Genomic DNA, 18300 nt, shown 5'->3' with positions numbered 1-18300 from the left:
GAGGTCGTTTGGGAATATTGCAAGAGCTGAAATAAAGGAATAAGAATTGATGGATAAACGTATTTTTGTTGAGAAAAAGGCTGATTTTCAGGTCAAGTCAGAGAGTTTGGTGAGAGAGCTCCAGCATAATTTGGGATTGTCAACTTTGAAAAGCATTCGCATTGTGCAAGTTTATGATGTCTTTGATTTGGCAGAGGACTTGTTTGCACCTGCGGAAAAACACATCTTCTCTGAGCAGGTAACAGACCATGTTTTGGACGAAGCTACTGTGAAAGCGGATCTTGCTGACTATGCTTTCTTTGCCATTGAAAGTCTGCCAGGGCAGTTTGACCAGCGTGCGGCATCTTCACAGGAAGCCTTGCTTTTACTGGGAAGTTCAAGTGACGTGACGGTCAACACAGCACAACTTTACTTGGTCAATAAAGATATTGATGCGACTGAGTTAGAAGCGGTCAAGAACTACTTGCTCAATCCAGTTGATTCTCGTTTCAAGGACATCACGACTGGGATTGCCAAGCAGGAATTTTCAGAGTCAGACAAGACCATTCCCAAATTGACTTTCTTTGAAAGCTATAGGGCAGAAGACTTTGCCTGCTACAAGGCCGAGCAAGGGATGGCCATGGAAGTGGATGATTTGCTCTTTATCCAAGACTATTTCAAGTCAATCGGGCGCGTGCCAACTGAGACAGAGCTCAAGGTTTTGGATACTTACTGGTCTGACCACTGCCGTCATACGACTTTTGAGACAGAGTTGAAACACATCGACTTTTCAGCTTCTAAATTTCAAAAGCAATTGCAGTCAACCTATGACAAATATATCGCTATGCGCGATGAGTTGGGGCGTTCTGAAAAACCGCAAACCTTGATGGATATGGCGACTATTTTCGGTCGTTATGAGCGTGCTAATGGACGTTTGGATGATATGGAAGTGTCAGATGAAATCAATGCTTGCTCAGTCGAAATTGAAGTGGACGTTAATGGTGTGAAAGAGCCATGGCTCCTTATGTTCAAAAATGAAACTCACAACCACCCAACTGAGATTGAGCCATTTGGTGGGGCTGCTACCTGTATCGGTGGAGCCATTCGTGACCCATTGTCAGGACGTTCATACGTTTATCAAGCCATGCGTATTTCAGGTGCGGGTGATATTACAGCACCGATTTCGGAAACTCGCGCTGGGAAATTGCCACAACAAGTCATTTCTAAAACAGCGGCTCATGGTTATTCTTCATATGGTAACCAGATTGGGCTTGCGACGACCTACGTTCGTGAATACTTCCACCCAGGCTTTGTAGCTAAACGTATGGAGCTTGGTGCTGTTGTCGGAGCAGCTCCTAAGGGCAATGTTGTCCGTGAAAAACCGGAAGCGGGTGATGTCATTATCCTCCTTGGAGGTAAGACTGGACGTGATGGTGTCGGTGGTGCGACGGGCTCTTCTAAAGTTCAAACGGTTGAGTCTGTGGAAACTGCTGGAGCTGAGGTTCAAAAAGGGAATGCCATCGAAGAACGTAAGGTTCAGCGCCTCTTCCGTAATGGTGATGTCACTCGTCTCATTAAGAAATCCAACGACTTTGGTGCTGGTGGTGTCTGTGTAGCCATCGGTGAATTGGCAGACGGTCTTGAAATCGACCTCAACAAGGTGCCTCTTAAATACCAGGGCTTGAGTGGTACCGAAATTGCCATCTCTGAATCACAAGAACGGATGGCAGTCGTGGTTCGTCCTGAGGATGTAGATGCCTTCGTTGTTGAATGTAACAAAGAAAATATTGACGCTGTTGTGGTTGCGACAGTAACTGAAAAACCAAATCTAGTCATGCACTGGAATGGTGAAACGATTGTCGACTTGGAACGTCGTTTCCTAGATACCAACGGTGTGCGTGTCGTTGTTGATGCCAAGGTTGTGGACAAGGATGTCAAGCTTCCAGAAGAACGTCAAACATCTGCTGACACACTTGAAGCAGATACCCTTACGGTTCTATCTGACCTCAACCATGCCAGTCAAAAAGGATTACAGACTATCTTTGACTGCTCTGTTGGACGCTCTACGGTTAATCACCCACTTGGTGGTCGTTACCAACTCACACCAACTGAGGCATCTGTGCAGAAATTACCAGTTCAACACGGTGTGACTCATACTGCGTCAGTCATGGCTCAAGGTTTCAACCCTTATCTAGCTGAATGGTCTCCATACCACGGTGCTGCCTATGCGGTGATTGAAGCAACTGCTCGTTTGGTAGCTGCTGGTGCCAACTGGTCTAAGGCTCGCTTCTCTTACCAAGAGTACTTCGAGCGCATGGACAAACAAGCTGAGCGTTTTGGTCAGCCTGTAGCAGCTCTTCTTGGATCTATTGAAGCTCAGATTCAACTTGGTTTGCCATCTATCGGTGGTAAAGACTCCATGTCTGGTACTTTTGAAGAATTGACAGTACCGCCAACCTTGGTAGCCTTTGGGGTGACGACGGCAGATAGCCGTAAGGTCCTCTCTCCAGAGTTCAAAACTGCTGATGAAAATATCTACTACATCCCAGGTCAAGCCCTCTCTGCAGAAATTGATTTTGACTTAATTAAGTCTAATTTTGCTCAGTTTGAAGACATCCAAGCTGGTCACAAAGTGACATCTGCATCAGCTGTCAAATATGGTGGCGTGGTTGAAAGTTTGGCACTTGCTACCTTTGGAAATCATATCGGTGCAGAGGTGATCTTGTCTGAACTTGAAACAGCTTTGACAGCTCAATTGGGCGGATTTGTTTTCACATCACCTGAAGAAATTGCTGGAGTAGAGAAGATTGGACAAACAAGTGCAGACTTTACACTCCTTGTCAACGGTGTGAAGCTAGATGGACACAAACTTGACAGTGCCTTCCAAGGCAAATTGGAAAAAGTTTACCCAACAGAATTTGCCCAAGCGAAAGAACTGGAAGAAGTTCCAGCTGTGGCATCAGATGTTGTGATTAAAGCCAAAGAAAAGGTTGAAAAACCTGTGGTTTACATCCCAGTCTTTCCGGGAACCAACTCAGAATATGACTCAGCTAAGGCCTTTGAAAAAGAAGGCGCAGAGGTCAACTTGGTGCCATTTGTGACCTTGAATGAAGAGGCCATTGTCAATTCAGTTGAAACTATGGTTGACAACATCGGCAAGGCTAACATTCTCTTCTTTGCAGGTGGATTCTCAGCTGCGGATGAGCCAGATGGTTCAGCCAAGTTTATCGTCAACATCCTGCTCAATGAAAAAGTGCGTGCAGCTATTGATAGCTTTATCGCCCGTGGTGGTTTGATTATTGGTATCTGTAATGGATTCCAGGCCTTGGTCAAATCAGGTCTTCTTCCATACGGGAACTTCGAAGATGCCAGCAGTACTAGTCCAACCCTCTTCTACAATGATGCCAACCAGCACGTTGCCAAGATGGTGGAAACTCGAATTGCCAATACCAACTCGCCATGGTTGGCTGGTGTGCAAGTGGGTGATATCCACGCCATTCCTGTTTCGCACGGTGAAGGGAAGTTTGTCGTGACGGCCGAGGAATTCGCTGAGCTCCGTGACAATGGACAAATTTTCAGCCAATATGTTGACTTTAATGGCAAACCAAGTATGGACTCTAAGTACAATCCGAATGGTTCTGTCCATGCCATTGAAGGAATTACCAGCAAGAACGGCCAAATCATCGGTAAGATGGGCCACTCAGAACGTTATGAGGAAGGTCTTTTCCAAAATATCCCAGGCAATAAAGACCAGCACCTGTTCGCGTCAGCGGTTAAATACTTTACTGGAAAATAAGACTTGCAGATTTTCTAATAGATAGTATCAGTAATGTAAAAGTCATGTAGATTTAGCTCTTGGTGCTACACAAATAAAAATTAGGTATATAAAATGACATACGAAGTAAAATCTCTTAATGAAGAATGTGGTGTTTTCGGTATCTGGGGACATCCAGATGCTGCTAAATTGACCTATTTTGGTCTCCATAGTCTTCAGCACCGTGGTCAGGAGGGGGCAGGAATCCTTTCCAATGACCAAGGAAAACTAAAGCGGCATCGCGATATGGGTCTTCTATCAGAAGTCTTCAGAAATCCTGCTAACTTAGATAAATTGACAGGAACTGGTGCGATTGGGCATGTGCGTTATGCGACTGCTGGCGAAGCTTCTGTAGATAATATCCAGCCTTTCTTCTTCCGTTTTCACGATATGCAGTTTGGTTTGGCTCATAATGGAAATCTGACCAATGCTGCCTCTCTCAAGAAAGAATTGGAAGATAGAGGAGCGATTTTCAGCGCGACTTCGGACTCGGAAATCTTGGCTCACCTCATTCGTCGCAGTCATAATCCTAGCCTGATGGGCAAAATCAAGGAAGCGCTCAGCCTTGTCAAAGGTGGTTTTGCCTATATCTTGCTGTTTGAGGACAAGTTGATTGCGGCTCTTGACCCCAATGGTTTCCGTCCACTTTCTATCGGGAAAATGACCAACGGAGCGGTGGTGGTTTCCTCTGAAACCTGTGCTTTTGAAGTCATTGGTGCAGAATGGATTCGTGATTTGAAGCCAGGTGAGATTGTGATCATTGATGACAAGGGAATCCAGTATGATAGCTATACGGATGATACTCAGTTAGCAATCTGTTCTATGGAGTATATCTATTTTGCTCGCCCTGATTCTAACATTCATGGTGTCAATGTCCATACGGCACGTAAACGTATGGGTGCCCAATTGGCGCGTGAATTCAAGCATGAGGCAGATATCGTGGTCGGTGTGCCCAATTCTTCCCTCAGTGCGGCTATGGGATTTGCGGAAGAGTCCGGGCTACCAAATGAAATGGGCCTCATCAAGAACCAATACACCCAACGTACCTTTATCCAACCGACTCAAGAATTGCGGGAGCAAGGGGTGCGGATGAAACTGTCTGCTGTTTCAGGCGTTGTAAAAGGCAAGCGTGTGGTTATGATTGATGACTCTATTGTACGTGGAACAACCTCTCGTCGTATTGTTCAGCTCCTGAAAGAAGCAGGTGCGACTGAGGTTCACGTTGCCATTGGTAGTCCAGCGCTAGCTTATCCATGTTTCTACGGGATTGATATCCAGACCCGTCAGGAGCTAATTGCGGCCAATCATACGGTTGAAGAAACCTGCCAAATCATTGGTGCGGATAGCCTGACCTATCTTTCGATTGATGGCTTGATTGATTCCATCGGCATCGAAACAGATGCGCCAAATGGTGGTCTCTGTGTCGCTTACTTTGACGGTGACTATCCAACGCCTCTCTACGACTATGAAGAAGATTATCGTAGAAGTTTAGAAGAAAAGACTAGTTTTTACAAGTGAGTTACTGAAGATACTCCATTAAAGAAAAGGAAAAATAAAATGGCAAATAAAAATGCGTACGCTCAATCTGGTGTGGATGTTGAAGCGGGTTATGAAGTTGTTGAACGGATTAAAAAGCACGTGGCTCGTACGGAGCGTGCAGGTGTCATGGGAGCTCTTGGTGGCTTTGGTGGTATGTTTGACCTTTCAAAGACTGGGGTTAAAGAACCCGTCTTGATTTCAGGGACTGACGGTGTCGGAACCAAACTCATGTTGGCTATCAAATACGACAAGCACGATACTATCGGTCAGGACTGTGTGGCCATGTGTGTCAATGATATCATCGCTGCAGGTGCAGAACCTCTCTATTTCCTTGACTACGTAGCGACAGGGAAGAATGAACCAGCTAAGCTAGAACAAGTTGTCGCTGGTGTGGCAGAAGGTTGTGTGCAGGCAGGCGCTGCCCTCATTGGTGGGGAAACGGCTGAAATGCCTGGCATGTACGGCGAAGATGACTATGACTTGGCTGGTTTTGCGGTCGGTGTGGCTGAAAAATCTCAAATCATTGACGGTTCAAAGGTGGCAGAAGGAGATATTCTGCTCGGACTTGCTTCAAGTGGGATTCACTCCAATGGTTACTCACTCGTCCGTCGTGTCTTTGCGGACTATACAGGTGAGGAAGTCTTGCCAGAATTGGAAGGCAAGCAACTCAAAGAAGTCCTTCTTGAGCCGACTCGTATCTATGTCAAGGCTGTCTTGCCGCTCATCAAAGAAGAGTTGGTCAACGGCATTGCCCACATCACTGGTGGTGGCTTTATCGAAAATGTCCCTCGTATGTTTGCAGCTGACTTGGCTGCTGAGATTGAAGAAGACAAGGTTCCCGTGCTTCCAATTTTCAAAGTCCTTGAAAAATATGGTAAAATCAAACATGAAGAAATGTTTGAAATCTTCAATATGGGTGTGGGACTCATGCTGGCAGTTAGCCCTGAAAATGTAGGTAGTGTCAAAGAATTGCTGGATGAACCAGTCTATGAAATTGGTCGCATCGTCAAGAAAGAAAACGAAAGTGTCATCATCAAATGAAAAAAATAGCGGTTTTTGCCTCAGGCAATGGCTCGAATTTTCAGGTGATTGCCGAAGAATTTCCGGTTGAGTTTGTCTTTTCAGACCATCGTGACGCCTATGTGCTCGAACGTGCAGACAAGCTCGGCGTTCTGTCCTATGCTTTTGAACTCAAGGAGTTTGAGAGCAAGGCAGACTACGAAGCGGCCCTTGTCGAGCTTTTGCAAGAGCACCAGATTGACTTGGTTTGTCTAGCAGGCTACATGAAAATCGTTGGGTCAACCTTGCTAGCAGCTTATGAAGGTCGGATTATCAACATTCATCCAGCCTATCTGCCAGAATTTCCAGGAGCTCATGGGATTGAGGACGCTTGGAATGCTGGAGTTACTGAGAGTGGTGTGACCATTCACTGGGTGGATTCGGGTGTGGATACAGGTAAGGTCATCAAACAAGTCCGTGTACCACGGCTGGCTGATGATACGATTGACAGTTTTGAAGAACGTATTCATGAAGCAGAGTATAAGTTGTATCCAGAGGTGCTGGATAGTTTGGGAGTAGGGAGAAGATAAGAAGTAAATCAAATTTTGATTGTGCAATCTTGCTAGGAGAAAAAATGATTGAGATAAAATTAGTAGATGAGAGCAGTTTTCAGGCAGTGCTGGATTTGAAAATATCTGAAGCTGATGAACGAGCACGTTTCGTGTCTCCAAATGTACGCTCTTTAGCTGACGCATGGCTCTACCGAGAGAATGGGGATGTGTTTCCAATGGCAATTTATTGGAATGAGCTTGTAGTTGGTTTTCTCCTGTTGGAAATAGATAAGGATGAAGCGGAATACTTTATCTGGCGGATAATGATTGGCCAGCAGTACCAAGGAAGAGGTTATGGACGAAAAGCCGTGGAATTTCTGATCAAAAAGGCTCAGATGGATAGCACTTGCAATCATATTATCGCAGATTATGTGGTTGGAAATGAAAAAATGAAGCACCTGTTGACTAGTTTGGGTTTTCAGGAAACAGGATTTATAGAAGAAAATAATGAAGTTGCTATGCGCTTGGACCTAAAGAAAGAGGAATAGAATGACGAAAAAAGCTTTAATCAGTGTCTCAAACAAAGAGGGCATTGTTGAATTTGCCCAAGAACTTAAAAAAACTCGGTTGGGACATCATCTCAACAGGTGGAACCAAGGTTGCCCTTGATAATGCTGGGGTGAGCACCATTGCCATTGATGATTCATATGATATCTTTGATTCAAAATTGGAGTCAGTGATTGTTGAAGACGGCTTCAAACGGAGGTATTTGTAATGTTAGAATCTAAAAAAACAACTCGATATGTATTTTATGTCTATCTGATGTTATTAACTTGGGGAATCTTATTTAAGTTTGAGACCAATCCTGAATTTATAGCATTTTTCTTAGCTCCAAGGTACATCAATTGGATTCCATTTTCAGAACCACTAATAGTAGATGGAAAAATTGTTTTTGCTGAAATGTTATTTAATCTGATTTCCTTTATTCCATTAGGTGTTTGTTTTCCTCTGATAAAAACTAATTTATCTAATTTAAAAATAGTCGGGACAGGTTTTTTGATTAGTTTATTGTTTGAGTGCTTACAGTATATTTTAGCAATAGGGATAACAGATATCACGGATTTGACTTTAAATACGCTAGGTGTTTGTGTAGGCTTACTGATTTATCAAATTTTTATAAGAGTGTTCAAATCACAGACTAGAAAATGGGTCAATATCTTAGGTATGCTTAGCCTTGGTTTTGCTTATCTTGTTTTACTGTTACTGCATTTAATTGGTGTTTAACTAATGATTAAAAAGGAGAATATAATGACTAAACGCGCCTTAATCAGCGTCTCAGACAAAGTGGGCATTGTTGAATTTGCCCAAGAACTTAAAAAACTTGGTTGGGAGATTATCTCGACAGGTGGAACCAAGGTTGCCCTTGACAATGCTGGGGTGGAGACCATTGCGATCGATGATGTGACGGGCTTCCCAGAGATGATGGATGGCCGTGTTAAGACCCTTCATCCAAATATCCACGGTGGGCTCCTCGCTCGTCGTGATTTGGATAGCCACTTGGAAGCAGCCAAGGAGAACCAAATTGAGCTTATCGACCTTGTAGTGGTCAACCTTTATCCTTTCAAGGAAACGATCCTCAAACCAGACGTGACTTACGCTGATGCAGTTGAAAACATTGATATCGGTGGGCCATCTATGCTTCGCTCGGCAGCGAAGAATCATGCCAGCGTAACAGTTGTGGTAGACCCTGTTGACTATGATGTGGTGCTTAACGAATTGTCAGCCAACGGCGAAACGACTTACGAAACCCGTCAACGTCTGGCAGCTAAGGTTTTCCGTCACACAGCGGCTTATGATGCCTTGATTGCAGAATATTTCACAGCTCAAGTGGGAGAAAGTAAACCTGAAAAGTTAACCTTGACCTATGACCTCAAACAAGCCATGCGCTATGGGGAAAATCCTCAACAGGATGCCGATTTCTACCAAAAAGCTTTGCCAACGGACTATTCAATTGCTTCAGCCGAACAGCTCAATGGGAAAGAATTGTCATTCAACAATATCCGTGACGCTGATGCGGCCATTCGTATCATCCGTGACTTCAAAGACCGTCCAACCGTTGTGGCTCTCAAACACATGAATCCATGCGGTATCGGTCAGGCTGATGACATTGAGACTGCTTGGGACTACGCTTATGAGTCTGACCCAGTGTCTATCTTTGGTGGAATTGTCGTTCTCAACCGTGAGGTGGATGTTGCGACAGCTGAAAAGATGCATGGTGTTTTCCTTGAAATCATCATCGCACCAAGCTATACGGATGAAGCGCTAGCCATTTTGACCAATAAAAAGAAAAACTTGCGTATTCTTGCCTTACCATTTGATGCTCAAGAGGCTAGCGAAGTAGAAGCAGAATACACAGGTGTTGTCGGTGGACTCCTCGTTCAAAACCAAGACGTGATCAAAGAAAGCCCAGCCGACTGGCAAGTGGTGACCAAACGCCAACCAACAGAGACAGAAACGACAGCTCTTGAGTTCGCTTGGAAGGCTATCAAGTACGTCAAATCAAACGGTATCATCATCACCAATGAGCACATGACACTGGGTGTTGGCCCAGGTCAGACTAACCGTGTGGCTTCTGTTCGTATTGCCATTGACCAAGCCAAAGACCGTCTGGACGGCGCAGTCCTTGCTTCGGATGCCTTCTTCCCATTTGCGGATAATGTGGAAGAAATTGCCAAAGCAGGTATTAAGGCTATCATCCAGCCAGGTGGATCGGTCCGTGATCAGGAATCCATCGAAGCTGCTGACAAATACGGCTTGACTATGGTCTTCACAGGAGTGAGACATTTTAGACATTAAGAAGGTAAAGGGAAGAAAACAGTTTCTTTCCTTTTTTTGCGTAAAAACGCGGAGTGAAACAAGATTAAAACGAACGTTTGTGATATAATATTAGTAAATAATTCGCAAAAGAGGTTGAGGAATGAAACTGTTAGTTGTCGGTTCGGGTGGTCGTGAACATGCCATTGCTAAGAAGTTGCTTGAGTCAAAAGACGTAGAAAAGGTTTTTGTTGCTCCTGGGAATGATGGGATGACTCTGGATGGTTTGGAATTGGTAAATATCTCTATTTCCGAACATTCTGAATTGCTTGAGTTTGTAAAAGCCAACGATATTGCTTGGACCTTTATCGGGCCAGATGACGCCCTTGCGGCTGGTATCGTGGATGATTTCCATGCAGCTGGTCTCAAAGCCTTTGGTCCGACAAGATTGGCGGCAGAGCTAGAGTGGTCCAAAGATTTTGCTAAGGAAATCATGGTCAAATATGGCGTTCCGACAGCAGCCTATGGCACATTTTCAGATTTCGAGGAAGCCAAGGCTTATATCGAAAAGCAGGGTGCGCCTATCGTAGTCAAGGCGGATGGCTTGGCGCTTGGTAAGGGTGTCGTCGTTGCGGAGACGGTTGAGCAAGCGGTCGAAGCCGCTCACGAGATGCTTTTGGACAATAAATTTGGTGACTCAGGTGCGCGTGTGGTTATTGAGGAATTCCTTGATGGGGAGGAGTTCTCCCTCTTTGCCTTTGTCAATGGGGACAAATTTTACATCATGCCAACGGCTCAGGATCACAAACGTGCCTACGATGGCGACAAAGGGCCTAACACGGGTGGTATGGGTGCCTATGCGCCAGTTCCTCACTTGTCAGAGAGCGTGGTTGCCACAGCGGTTGACACCATTGTCAAGCCAGTTCTTGAAGGCATGATTCAGGAAGGTCGCCCTTATCTGGGTATTCTTTATGCAGGTCTTATCTTGACAGTTGATGGCCCCAAAGTCATCGAGTTCAACGCTCGTTTCGGAGATCCAGAAACGCAAATTATCCTGCCTCGTTTGACATCTGACTTTGCACAAAATATTACTGATATTTTGGAAGGTAAAGAACCAGCCATCACTTGGACGGACAAGGGTGTGACTCTGGGTGTGGTTGTCGCGTCCAATGGTTACCCGCTAGACTATGAAAAAGGTGTCAAGTTGCCAGCCAAGACCGAAGACGACACCATCACCTACTATGCAGGGGCTAAGTTTGCGGAAAATAGCAGAGCACTGCTCTCAAACGGTGGACGTGTCTATATGCTCGTCACCACAGCAGACACCGTAAAAGAAGCTCAAGAAACCATCTACAGTGAACTTGACAAACAAAACACAGAAGGTCTCTTTTACCGAAAAGATATCGGAAGCAAGGCAATTAGATAAAGATATAAGAAAAAGTGACGCAGTCGCCAAACACGACAATGGTCGCCGTGGTGAAAAGACCAGAACAGTATCTGTTCTGGTCGGGGGAAGCTTTGAGACCCTAGGTTCAAAGTTTAGGAATGAAGCCTAAGGTTTGCTTCCGTCCCCACCACCTAAGACCATTATCAAAAAAGAAAAAAGGAAAAATTATGATTAAACCAGTAATTTCCATTATCATGGGCTCCAAATCAGACTGGGCAACCATACAAAAAACCGCCGAAGTTCTCGATCGCTTCGGTGTAGCCTACGAAAAGAAGGTTGTTTCTGCTCACCGCACACCAGACCTCATGTTCAAGCATGCAGAAGAGGCCCGTAGACGTGGCATCAAGGTCATCATCGCAGGTGCTGGAGGCGCTGCTCATTTGCCAGGAATGGTAGCTGCTAAGACTACCCTTCCAGTCATCGGGGTACCTGTCAAATCACGTGCTCTTAGTGGTGTGGACTCGCTTTACTCTATCGTACAGATGCCGGGCGGTGTGCCTGTAGCGACAATGGCTATCGGTGAAGCAGGGGCGACCAACGCAGCCCTCTTTGCTCTCCGTCTCCTGTCAGTAGAGGATCATGCTATCGCGACAGCATTGGCTGATTTCGCAGAAGAGCAAGGAAAAATCGCAGAGGAGTCTACAAATGAGCTCATCTAAAACAATCGGAATTATCGGTGGCGGCCAGCTGGGTCAAATGATGGCAATTTCTGCTATCTACATGGGCCACAAGGTTATCGCGCTGGATCCTGCGGCTGATTGTCCAGCATCTCGCGTAGCGGAGATCATCGTTGCTCCTTATAATGACGTGGATGCTCTGCGTCAGTTGGCTGAGCGTTGCGATGTCCTCACCTATGAGTTTGAAAATGTCGATGCTGACGGTTTGGATGCTGTCATCAAGGATGGTCAACTTCCTCAAGGAACCGACCTGCTTCGCATCTCCCAAAATCGCATCTTTGAAAAGGACTTTCTCTCAAACAAGGCTCAAGTCACTGTGGCACCTTACAAGGTTGTGATCTCAAGCCAAGATTTGGCAGATATGGACCTGTCTAAAAACTATGTCCTCAAGACCGCGACAGGTGGCTATGATGGGCATGGACAAAAGGTCATTCGCTCAGAAGCAGACTTGGAAGAAGCCTATGCGTTAGCTGACTCAGCAGCCTGCGTTTTGGAAGAATTTGTCAATTTTGATCTTGAAATTTCTGTTATCGTTTCTGGGAATGGCAAGGATGTGACGGTTTTCCCAGTTCAGGAAAATATCCACCGTAACAACATCCTCTCTAAGACCATTGTGCCTGCCCGCATTTCAGAAAGTCTAGCTGAAAAAGCCAAAGCTATGGCTGTGCGAATCGCAGAACAACTCAACTTGTCTGGAACTCTTTGTGTGGAAATGTTTGCGACAGCTGATGATATCGTGGTCAATGAAATTGCGCCACGTCCACACAATTCAGGTCACTACTCGATTGAAGCTTGCGATTTTTCCCAGTTTGATACCCACATTTTAGGCGTTCTGGGAGCACCATTGCCAGACATCAAACTACATGCACCAGCCGTCATGCTTAATGTCCTCGGCCAGCATGTCGAGGCTGCTGAAAAATATGTCACAGAAAATCCAAGCGCTCACCTCCACATGTATGGTAAAATAGAAGCGAAGCACAACCGCAAGATGGGACATGTGACTTTGTTTAGTAGTGAACCAGATGAGGTTGAGGAATTTGGGAAAGGGATTGATTTTTAAGTGAAAATAGCGATTTTAGGACTTGGTGTCATTGGGACTACTTATGCCTATGCTTTTCAACAGGCAGGCCACCAAGTAGAACATGTATTGAGAGACAGTAAGAAAAACACTGCTCCGAAGGAGTTGTCGGTTGATCTGCTAGATGGTCGCTATCATTCTAAGGGTAAAAATAAACACGACACCTATGAGGTTCATGTGGCAGAAGCTGATTCGGAATATGATTTTATTTTTCTGAGTGTTCGTCATGGGTTTGTCAAAGAAGCTGTGGAAACCTTGCGTAAAAATAATATCAAAGGCACCCTCGTTTTCTTCTGCAATTTCTGGGATACTCGAAGAGAGGTAGAGGAGTGGGCAGGGGACTACGATTATATTCTGGCTTTTCCAACTGCTGGAGGTCACATGCAGGAGAATCATTTAGATGGTGTCTTGTTCGACCATTTAATGCTAGAAGGTGAGCAAAAAGCGCAGATTTCTAACTATGCTGATCTGACGGCTTTACTGACTTCTGTAGATTTGAAGTGGGAAGTTCCTCATGATATGGTCGAGTGGATTTGGATTCATATGGCGATTAACGCAGGTGTCACTTCGACAGCTGCACGTTCGGGGAATCTGGAAAATCCAGAACAGCTAGCTCTAAACTTGATGAATAGTTCGTCGGAATTATCATTAGCCATCAAGGCCATTCGAGAGGCTTTGAAAGTCGTAGAAGCACGTGGCGTAAATTTGAAGCTTTACAAGGCTGAACTCTTACCATACAAAATTCCCTCATGGATTGCAGGAAAAGCCATGAAAATCATGTTTGCGAAAAATGAGCTGACAAGAAAAATCATGACCTTGCATAATGATAAACAGGACATTTTCTATTGTTGTCAAAGTGTTTATCAGACCGGTAAGGAGTTAGGTGTCAAGATGCCTATTCTGGAAGCAAATATGAAGGGTCTTTCGATTTAGGAGGTTTTATGATTCAACTCATCGTTAATGCATTTATAGAAGATAGTAAGGAAAATGCTGTTGTGGAAGTTGTTTTTGCAAGTGCTGATCACGACAAAGTTCAAGAAAAGTACCAAGAACTTATAGCTCAATTTCCTAACAACTATCTCGTAATCTACGACTTACCACTGGATACCAACTTGAATGACCTTGGACACTATCCGTCTGTGGCGATAGGGAAAGAGGAGTTTGGAGTGTAAGACAGGTTCTCGACGACTGTTGGTGTAGTTTTAATTTATAGAAAATCAAGGGAGATAAGTTAAATGATTTATCCAAAGCATATTTTATGTATAACGTGTGAAAAATGCTATGAGTTAGGTATTCAAATGGGAGTATATCCTGCTACTTTCCAATTTGAATGTAAAGACTGCAAAACACCGATTAGTGGTGAGGTAAAATTTGAACCTTTTGAACTAATTTTAAAAAACGCTACAGAGCTAAATGAAGAAGCTCCTAACTATCAAAAATATACAAAATTACCTATTTGGCGTTTAGATGTTTCCTCAGAATTTCCAACAAATAAACTATATTTAAAAGAGACTGTCATAGATGGAATATTGTCCTCACCATTCCTCAACCAAGCAATGCGTTTGGATAAATTGAAAAGTGACTCGGAGTATGGTGGTGTGACAGAGATTTCTAAAGCAATGAAGTTTGCAGACTTTGTTACGGAAGGAAAATTTAACAATATTCTTCGTTTGTTCAATTTGTTTTGGAATAAACAAGAAAAATATTTGTATCGTGATTTAAAGAAATTATTAGATGAAAATAAGCATTTAACCCCGTTTAGAGAAGTAAAGAATGTTAGTGATGCGACGATGGTCTTACACCAGATGTTTTTGACAACCTCAGGAATCAGTAATATTCTTGGAAATGGTACATTAGCAGAATACACTTCTTTAGCTAAAAAAATATATTCTTCTGAGGAACATAGAGATGAAATTATTAGGTATATAGATCATATTGAGAGCGATTTTGATACGGTTGAGCGTAAAGCTTTTGAAATACTTGAAACGTTTTCAGGTATTTACTCTATCATGATTCCCGTAGTTACTTTGCTAAATTCTAATGGATATAATCGCTTAGATCAAGCTAGTAGTGGGGTGTCTGCAGCGAACTATAAAAAGTTAAATGATTTTTATGCTTCAAGTTATGAATGGATTCTCGATAATATCAACCTTGTTATTGCATTGAATAACATTTTTGCAAGAAATGGTTATGATAATTGTTGTAATGGACGAAGTTATCACAATAATCTAGAGAGCATACCAAGTAAATTTAATAAAGTTAATCAGTACAATCCAGGACAAGCTTATCTTGATGTTTCAGAGCCATTTAGCAAACCCGTAAATAATTTAAACAATAAAATCAGGAATGCAATCCAACACTTCAGCTCCCAAGTTGATTATGATAATCAAAAAATTATTTTTGAAGACCGCCATCAAGGAAGGGTTCGACAAGAAGAGTATTCTATTGTAGATTTTATTAAAATATGTTTAGCCAACTTTTCTTTGATAATTTATATTTTGGAAATTATTTACACATTTCGAAAGTTGAAATTTATAAATGATGGCATTACACCAAGTATTTATTGGATAAAGAACGAAGAAATTTCTAAAGTAATGTCAGATGATGAAGTGAAGGATAATTTCCAAAGGAAATTAAAAAATAGAATAAATAAAAAAAGAAGAAAATAGTAAAGTTAATTTTAAGGAGAAACAACATGATCAACCGTTACTCTCGCCCTGAGATGGCGAACATTTGGAGTGAAGAAAATAAATACCGTGCTTGGCTTGAGGTGGAAATCTTGGCTGACGAGGCATGGGCTGAGTTGGGGGAAATCCCTAAAGAAGATGTGGCTTTGATTCGCGAGAAAGCAGCGGAATGGGCTGTAGAGAAAAATGTTAGAATCAATAATCACTAAATTTAGATTCAATTTAAAGGAGAACACAATGATACCTGAGTTATTAAAGAGCTTTGAGAATGGATATACGATTAAAACTGATGGCTTAACTATAAAAAATAATGCAATTATCACTAGAAATAATAGCATCCAAATAACAAATTTATCTATGTTAAGCAAAAATGAGTTTAAATCACCAGTTAGACTACTAGATGTATTTATTCTGATAATTCTATTTATGATTGGATTAGTCCCACCATTTTTAGGATTTATATTATTTGGTTTATATGCATGGTACGTTTATAATAAACACCAAAATCATTTGAAGTCAAAATATTATATAGTATTTAATTTGGGGTCGAGTCAAAACTATTTATTGTATTTTGAAGACGCTAAATTTAGAGATGCTGTTTTTAATATTATTACGGAATCTTTTGATAACAAAGCGGAAAATATATACATTGATATAAAAAATCAAAATATAGAGAACTATGACAGTAAAAATATCTATGAAAAGGAAGTGTCTCAAACAACTGTATCAGGTAATGATAATGTAGTTGGAAATAATTTTGGTTCAGGTAATAATGTCACACTTAATGGGGACAACAATGTTAACTCAAATATTGTTACAGATTCTATTTTAGAAAAATCTAATATGAATGTTGAGTTTCCGTGGTCGGAACTTTCTAAACAGCTTCAACAGATTGTTAACAATGCTTCTGTTCTGTCTGAGCAATCTGTCGAAATTTTAAAGGACTTACTTGCTGCAACTGAAAAAAATAGTGAATCTGAATTTACTGTAATTGTTAAAGAAAATGCATCATTTTTCAATCAACAGTTTATTAAAGATATAATATCAGGAACTTTAGGTGGAGTTATTTCATCAGTACTATTAGCTAGATAAAATTAAGGAGCAAAACAATGATCAACCGTTACTCTCGCCCTGAGATGGCGAACATTTGGAGTGAAGAAAATAAATACCGTGCTTGGCTTGAGGTGGAAATCTTGGCTGACGAGGCATGGGCTGAGTTGGGAGAAATCCCTAAGGAAGATGTGGCTTTGATTCGCGAGAAAGCGGACTTTGACATCGACCGTATTTTAGAGATTGAGCAGGAGACTCGTCACGATGTGGTGGCTTTCACACGTGCGGTTTCTGAGACTCTTGGTGAAGAGCGCAAGTGGGTACACTACGGCTTGACTTCTACCGACGTGGTGGATACGGCCTACGGTTACCTTTATAAGCAGGCCAACGACATCATCCGTCGTGACCTTGAAAACTTCACCAACATCATCGCTGACAAGGCTAAGGAGCACAAGTTCACTATCATGATGGGGCGTACTCACGGTGTGCATGCTGAGCCGACAACTTTTGGTCTTAAATTGGCAACTTGGTATAGCGAAATGAAGCGCAATATCGAGCGTTTCGAGCATGCGACTGCTGGTGTGGAAGCTGGTAAAATCTCTGGTGCGGTTGGTAACTTTGCCAACATCCCACCATTCGTAGAGCAATATGTCTGCGATAAGCTGGGTATCCGTGCTCAAGAAATCTCTACACAGGTCCTTCCTCGTGACCTTCACGCTGAGTACTTTGCAGTTCTTGCCAGCATCGCGACTTCAATCGAACGCATGGCGACTGAGATTCGTGGTTTGCAAAAATCAGAACAACGCGAAGTGGAAGAATTCTTTGCCAAAGGGCAAAAAGGTTCATCTGCAATGCCTCACAAACGCAACCCTATCGGTTCTGAGAACATGACGGGTCTTGCGCGTGTTATCCGTGGTCACATGATTACGGCCTATGAGAATGTGGCTCTCTGGCACGAACGTGACATCTCTCACTCATCAGCTGAGCGTATCATCACACCTGATACGACCATCTTGATTGACTACATGCTTAACCGTTTTGGAAATATTGTAAAAAACTTGACAGTCTTCCCAGAAAATATGATCCGCAACATGAACTCTACGTTTGGTCTTATCTTTAGCCAACGTGCCATGTTGACCTTGATTGAAAAAGGGATGACCCGTGAGCAAGCCTATGACTTGGTACAACCAAAAACAGCCTACTCTTGGGACAACCAAGTAGATTTCAAACCACTTCTGGAAGCAGATCCAGAGGTGACATCACGCCTCACACAAGAAGAAATCGATGAGATCTTCAACCCTGCATACTACACCAAACGAGTGGATGATATTTTTGAACGTCTTGGTTTAGGATAATTAAAATAAAATCGAAGTTCTATTACTCTATTCACTGGAGTAGAAGAACTTCGGTTTTTCTTGTTTATTAAAGCTCTTTTGCTAAAAAGATTCCCTATATTTTAGTAAAATTTAAACAAATTTAATCTATCTTCATTGACATATAGAAAATACAGTTTTGATGGGATATAATAATCATAGAAAAAAGAGTCTGGGACAATAGTCTTTTATCTCCAAAAAAAGCAACGGATTTGCCGTTGCTTTTTTGCATGGTTGCGATAGTCTTGGTAAAATAGAATTGCCCAATAAACCATTTAGAAAGGCTATCCCA

At 42.8% G+C, this 18300-nt stretch carries 16 protein-coding genes and 2 pseudogenes; 17 read left to right on the top strand and 1 reads right to left on the bottom strand.

Annotated features, from left to right (window positions below; all coding sequences use genetic code 11):
- The first annotated feature begins 49 nt into the window (after positions 1–49).
- The 17 genes and pseudogenes from QM865_RS08220 to purB all read left to right on the top strand — a co-directional run bounded on the left by QM865_RS08220 (position 50) and on the right by purB (position 17990).
- Complete coding sequence (locus QM865_RS08220) at positions 50–3775, top strand: phosphoribosylformylglycinamidine synthase (protein ID WP_414306428.1); 3726 nt, start codon at positions 50–52, stop codon at positions 3773–3775.
- 93 nt (positions 3776–3868) lie between these two features.
- Positions 3869–5311 carry an amidophosphoribosyltransferase gene (gene purF, locus QM865_RS08215; protein WP_414306427.1) on the top strand — a complete coding sequence of 481 codons (1443 nt, stop codon included), beginning with the start codon at positions 3869–3871 and terminating at the stop codon, positions 5309–5311.
- Positions 5312–5350: 39 nt separating this feature from the next.
- On the top strand, positions 5351–6373 hold the full coding sequence (purM, locus tag QM865_RS08210) for a phosphoribosylformylglycinamidine cyclo-ligase (RefSeq protein WP_414306426.1): 1023 nt from the start codon (positions 5351–5353) through the stop codon (positions 6371–6373).
- Positions 6370–6921 (top strand): phosphoribosylglycinamide formyltransferase, encoded by a 552-nt coding sequence (purN, locus tag QM865_RS08205; RefSeq protein WP_414306425.1) that lies wholly within the window; start codon positions 6370–6372, stop codon positions 6919–6921. Before purM ends, purN begins: the two co-directional genes overlap by 4 nt.
- A 44-nt stretch (positions 6922–6965) precedes the next feature.
- Positions 6966–7430 (top strand): GNAT family N-acetyltransferase, encoded by a 465-nt coding sequence (locus QM865_RS08200; protein ID WP_000569798.1) that lies wholly within the window; start codon positions 6966–6968, stop codon positions 7428–7430.
- A gap of 1 nt (position 7431) precedes the next feature.
- Positions 7432–7585, top strand: a pseudogene (locus QM865_RS08195) (bifunctional phosphoribosylaminoimidazolecarboxamide formyltransferase/IMP cyclohydrolase); the annotation flags it as partial.
- A 71-nt stretch (positions 7586–7656) separates the two neighbouring features.
- On the top strand, positions 7657–8166 hold the full coding sequence (locus QM865_RS08190; protein ID WP_218764154.1) for a VanZ family protein: 510 nt from the start codon (positions 7657–7659) through the stop codon (positions 8164–8166).
- 24 nt (positions 8167–8190) lie between these two features.
- A complete protein-coding gene (gene purH / locus QM865_RS08185) occupies positions 8191–9738 on the top strand; it encodes a bifunctional phosphoribosylaminoimidazolecarboxamide formyltransferase/IMP cyclohydrolase (RefSeq protein ID WP_414306424.1) in 1548 nt (515 codons plus the stop codon).
- A gap of 121 nt (positions 9739–9859) precedes the next feature.
- Positions 9860–11122: a phosphoribosylamine--glycine ligase gene (gene purD / locus QM865_RS08180; protein ID WP_414306423.1), complete on the top strand. Its 1263-nt coding sequence runs from the start codon at positions 9860–9862 to the stop codon at positions 11120–11122.
- Between the two features lie 191 nt (positions 11123–11313).
- Positions 11314–11802, top strand: a complete 489-nt coding sequence (gene purE / locus QM865_RS08175; protein ID WP_414306438.1) for a 5-(carboxyamino)imidazole ribonucleotide mutase — start codon at positions 11314–11316, stop codon at positions 11800–11802.
- The gene (gene purK, locus QM865_RS08170) at positions 11789–12880 is read left to right on the top strand and encodes a 5-(carboxyamino)imidazole ribonucleotide synthase (RefSeq protein ID WP_414306422.1); all 1092 of its coding nucleotides are present in this window, start codon (positions 11789–11791) and stop codon (positions 12878–12880) included. The genes purE and purK overlap by 14 nt, the downstream gene beginning before the upstream one ends.
- Positions 12881–13831 (top strand): ketopantoate reductase family protein, encoded by a 951-nt coding sequence (locus tag QM865_RS08165; RefSeq protein ID WP_261058448.1) that lies wholly within the window; start codon positions 12881–12883, stop codon positions 13829–13831.
- 8 nt (positions 13832–13839) lie between these two features.
- Entirely contained in the window at positions 13840–14070 is a 231-nt protein-coding gene (locus tag QM865_RS08160; protein WP_414306421.1) for a phosphoribosylaminoimidazole carboxylase, read from the top strand.
- 63 nt (positions 14071–14133) lie between these two features.
- Positions 14134–15567 carry a hypothetical protein gene (locus QM865_RS08155; protein WP_261070348.1) on the top strand — a complete coding sequence of 478 codons (1434 nt, stop codon included), beginning with the start codon at positions 14134–14136 and terminating at the stop codon, positions 15565–15567.
- Between the two features lie 26 nt (positions 15568–15593).
- Positions 15594–15749 (top strand): annotated as a pseudogene (locus QM865_RS08150) (adenylosuccinate lyase); the annotation flags it as partial.
- Positions 15750–15822: 73 nt separating this feature from the next.
- On the top strand, positions 15823–16677 hold the full coding sequence (locus tag QM865_RS08145; protein ID WP_101776958.1) for a hypothetical protein: 855 nt from the start codon (positions 15823–15825) through the stop codon (positions 16675–16677).
- A gap of 17 nt (positions 16678–16694) precedes the next feature.
- The gene (purB, locus tag QM865_RS08140; RefSeq protein ID WP_414306420.1) at positions 16695–17990 is read left to right on the top strand and encodes an adenylosuccinate lyase; all 1296 of its coding nucleotides are present in this window, start codon (positions 16695–16697) and stop codon (positions 17988–17990) included.
- A gap of 121 nt (positions 17991–18111) precedes the next feature.
- On the opposite strand, the gene QM865_RS08135 is transcribed toward purB, so the two are convergent.
- Positions 18112–18300 (bottom strand): hypothetical protein (locus tag QM865_RS08135; protein ID WP_414306419.1); only part of this gene is annotated, 189 nt, incomplete at its 5' end.

It is taken from the genome of Streptococcus mitis (assembly GCF_047462815.1).
In the GTDB taxonomy this organism is placed as follows: domain Bacteria; phylum Bacillota; class Bacilli; order Lactobacillales; family Streptococcaceae; genus Streptococcus; species Streptococcus mitis_DO.
The sequence above is the reverse complement of the archived record's forward strand: the minus strand, read 5'-3'. Positions and strand labels throughout refer to the sequence as shown.

Coding starts and splice junctions, on each gene's coding strand:
- purM (WP_414306426.1), top strand. CDS start 5,351: ATGGCAAATAAAAATGCGTACGCTCAATCTGGTGTGGATGTTGAAGCG.
- QM865_RS08190 (WP_218764154.1), top strand. CDS start 7,657: ATGTTAGAATCTAAAAAAACAACTCGATATGTATTTTATGTCTATCTG.
- purK (WP_414306422.1), top strand. CDS start 11,789: ATGAGCTCATCTAAAACAATCGGAATTATCGGTGGCGGCCAGCTGGGT.
- purN (WP_414306425.1), top strand. CDS start 6,370: ATGAAAAAAATAGCGGTTTTTGCCTCAGGCAATGGCTCGAATTTTCAG.
- purB (WP_414306420.1), top strand. CDS start 16,695: ATGATCAACCGTTACTCTCGCCCTGAGATGGCGAACATTTGGAGTGAA.
- QM865_RS08145 (WP_101776958.1), top strand. CDS start 15,823: ATGATACCTGAGTTATTAAAGAGCTTTGAGAATGGATATACGATTAAA.
- purH (WP_414306424.1), top strand. CDS start 8,191: ATGACTAAACGCGCCTTAATCAGCGTCTCAGACAAAGTGGGCATTGTT.
- QM865_RS08220 (WP_414306428.1), top strand. CDS start 50: ATGGATAAACGTATTTTTGTTGAGAAAAAGGCTGATTTTCAGGTCAAG.
- QM865_RS08155 (WP_261070348.1), top strand. CDS start 14,134: ATGATTTATCCAAAGCATATTTTATGTATAACGTGTGAAAAATGCTAT.
- QM865_RS08160 (WP_414306421.1), top strand. CDS start 13,840: ATGATTCAACTCATCGTTAATGCATTTATAGAAGATAGTAAGGAAAAT.
- purF (WP_414306427.1), top strand. CDS start 3,869: ATGACATACGAAGTAAAATCTCTTAATGAAGAATGTGGTGTTTTCGGT.
- QM865_RS08200 (WP_000569798.1), top strand. CDS start 6,966: ATGATTGAGATAAAATTAGTAGATGAGAGCAGTTTTCAGGCAGTGCTG.
- purD (WP_414306423.1), top strand. CDS start 9,860: ATGAAACTGTTAGTTGTCGGTTCGGGTGGTCGTGAACATGCCATTGCT.